Origin of the sequence: Mesorhizobium sp. M7A.F.Ca.US.014.04.1.1 (assembly GCF_003998745.1) — a bacterium.
In the GTDB taxonomy this organism is placed as follows: Bacteria; Pseudomonadota; Alphaproteobacteria; order Rhizobiales; family Rhizobiaceae; genus Mesorhizobium; species Mesorhizobium ciceri.
Map to the genome: position 1 here is coordinate 1 of NZ_RZRW01000272.1, position 2,380 is coordinate 2,380.

General features: G+C 64.6%; 4 protein-coding genes. All 4 read right to left on the reverse strand.

Annotated elements, in window-relative coordinates; all coding sequences use genetic code 11:
* On the reverse strand, positions 1 to 1,066 hold a 1,066-nt coding region (locus EOA22_RS18485), incomplete at its 3' end, for an aldehyde dehydrogenase family protein (protein WP_127390131.1).
* A gap of 160 nt (positions 1,067 to 1,226) precedes the next feature.
* The gene (locus tag EOA22_RS18490; RefSeq protein ID WP_013528939.1) at positions 1,227 to 1,571 is read right to left on the reverse strand and encodes a cupin domain-containing protein; all 345 of its coding nucleotides are present in this window, start codon (positions 1,569 to 1,571) and stop codon (positions 1,227 to 1,229) included.
* Positions 1,572 to 1,594: 23 nt separating this feature from the next.
* Complete coding sequence (locus EOA22_RS18495; RefSeq protein ID WP_063170399.1) at positions 1,595 to 1,936, reverse strand: cupin domain-containing protein; 342 nt, start codon at positions 1,934 to 1,936, stop codon at positions 1,595 to 1,597.
* A 17-nt stretch (positions 1,937 to 1,953) separates the two neighbouring features.
* Positions 1,954 to 2,304, reverse strand: a complete 351-nt coding sequence (locus EOA22_RS18500) for a cupin domain-containing protein (RefSeq protein ID WP_063169498.1) — start codon at positions 2,302 to 2,304, stop codon at positions 1,954 to 1,956.
* Between the last annotated feature and the right edge of the window lie 76 nt (positions 2,305 to 2,380).

Below are 2,380 nucleotides of genomic sequence, written 5' to 3' on the forward strand. Positions count from 1 at the left end.
CCGGCGGGATGCCCCCGCCGGTCACCGCCTTGGCGCCATGGGCAATGGCGTCATCCACAAGGCGCATCACTTTGGTCCGCGCGCTTTCGCTGACCAGCGGGCCGATCTCGGTCTTGTCCATGCCGTTGCCGATGCGCAGCGCCCGCGTCCTTTCGGCGAACAGCGCGACGAAGCGGTCATGCACGGAATCGACGACGAAGAAGCGCTCGGCCGAAGTGCAGACCTGGCCGGTGAGGTGGAAGGCGGCGGTGACGCTGCCGGCCGCCGCGATCTCGAGCGGGGCATGCTCGCTTATGATCAGCGGGTCGCTGCCGCCGGCCTCGATGACGCACGGCTTCATGCGTTCGGCGCAGGCTACCGCCACCGCCTTGCCTGCGGCGACCGAGCCGGTGAAGGCAACGGCATGGGTGCGGTCGGAGGCGATCAGCGCCTGCGCTGTGGCCGCTCCGCCGGGCAGGCAGGAGACCAGCCCCTCTGGCAGCGAGCGGAACACGGTCATGTAGTCCAGCGTCGAGAGCGTCGTCGCCTCGGCCGGCTTGATGATGCAGGCATTGCCGGCGGCGAGCGATGCGGCGACCGTCCAGCACATCAGCAGGATCGGGAAATTGTAGGGCATGATGTGTACGGAGACGCCGTAAGGTTCGTAGCGCGCATACTGGAACGAACCGGCCTGCGTCGTGCCGGCGATCTTGCCGGCATCGTCGCGCGCCATCTCGGCATAGTAGCGGAAGATCGGCGCGCAATTGGCGATCTCGCCGATCGCTTCGGGGTAGGGTTTGCCCATCTCGCGCACCATCAGCTCGGCGCAACGCGTGAAGTCCGCCGCCTCGATGGCGTTGGCGACGGCATGCAGATGCTTGGCCCGGCTCTTGGCATCGAGCTTCTTCCAGGCGGCCTGCGCCTTCGTCGCGGCCGTGAGTGCGGTATCGATCTCGCCGTCTGTCGCAGCAGAGATAGCGCCGACGGTTTCCAGCGTCGCCGGATCGATCACCGGTTTTGCCGCGCCGGCCATCGACCGGTAGTCCGGATTGACGAAGAAGGTTGGCCGGTCAGGAGAGAAATCCATTTTGTCCTTCTCCATTTACGGAGCCTTTTTGAGAATTCGTCCTGCCGAGGCAGATGGCGTGGCTTTCGAGAACCGGAGCGCAGCGGACATTTAGTCCGTGAGCACCGGAAGCGCAGAAAGCCGCGTCAGGTGTCCGGCAGGGCAGAATTATCGAGAAGGCTCAGCGGATCATGTAGACCTTCTTGATTGTCTCATGGACGGTGCAGACGCCCTTCCAGTCCTGCGGGAAGAACGCTGCCGTATCCGGCTCGATCTCGATGACCTCGCCGGATTCATGCACATAGGTGCAGCGCCCTTCGAGGAAATGGCAGAACTCGTCGCGGGTGACATGGCAGTGCCATTTGCCCGGAGTGCAGACCCAAAGCCCGCATTCGGAGCGGCCTTCCGGCCCCTTGTACAGCAGCTTGCCCGAGGTATGGGATTGGCCCTCGATCATGGTCGGGATGACGCCCCAGTCGACGAGGTCGGTAATGGTAAGCGGGGATTTCATGATGGGGGTTGTCATATCGATTCCTTGGAAATGGGTGCTCAGCGGCACATGAAGGCCTTGGTCAGCGTTTGCGTGATGATGGAGATGCCGGTCCAGCCGGCGGGGAAGAATACCAGCGTGCCGGCCTCGACCGCGATCTCCTCGCCGTCGCCATGGACATAGCTGCCGCGTCCCGACAGGAAGTGGCAGAATTCGTCGGCGCCAAAGGTGACCTTGCGCGTGCCCGGCGTGCACGCCCACAGGCCGCATTCGCTCGATCCGTCCGGGTTCTGCGCCAGGATCTTGCCCGAAGCGCGCGGCGAACCGGCGAGCGTGTTGCTGCCCGCGCCCCAGTCTTCCAATTCCACGGCCGAAGCCTTCGGCCAGTGCGGTGTCGACATGTCATCAAGCTCCGTGGTCACGCCAGCATGTAGACGTTGCGCATCGTCTCATGCACGGTGCATTCGCCTCTCCAGCCGGCAGGGAACATGACCACGGTGCCGGTGGAGACTTCTATCACCTCACCGACATCCGACCGGTAGGTCGCGCGGCCGGCGACGAAATGGCACAATTCGTCGCGCGGGATACTGAGGCGCCAGCGGCCTGGCGTGCAGACCCAGATGCCGGATTCCGGCTGGTTGTTTGGCCCTTTGTGCACGAGCCTGCCGGTGGAGCGCGAAGCGCCGTCCAGCGCGTCAGGTTGGACGCCCCAGTCGACGAGGTCGGTTCGGGTGGTGGCCTGGTGGAGGTGTGGGGCGGAGGAGGTCATGAGCGTGCTCCATCATTTGGGCGCTCAATCCCGCCCCGTTTTCGCTCTACGAGGCCCCCCTCTGTCCTGCCGGACA

What these genes read in the sequence shown, in the direction of transcription:
- EOA22_RS18490 (WP_013528939.1), bottom strand. Translation starts at nt 1,571, where the DNA reads ATGACAACCCCCATCATGAAATCCCCGCTTACCATTACCGACCTCGTC.
- EOA22_RS18500 (WP_063169498.1), bottom strand. Translation starts at nt 2,304, where the DNA reads ATGACCTCCTCCGCCCCACACCTCCACCAGGCCACCACCCGAACCGAC.
- EOA22_RS18495 (WP_063170399.1), bottom strand. Translation starts at nt 1,936, where the DNA reads ATGTCGACACCGCACTGGCCGAAGGCTTCGGCCGTGGAATTGGAAGAC.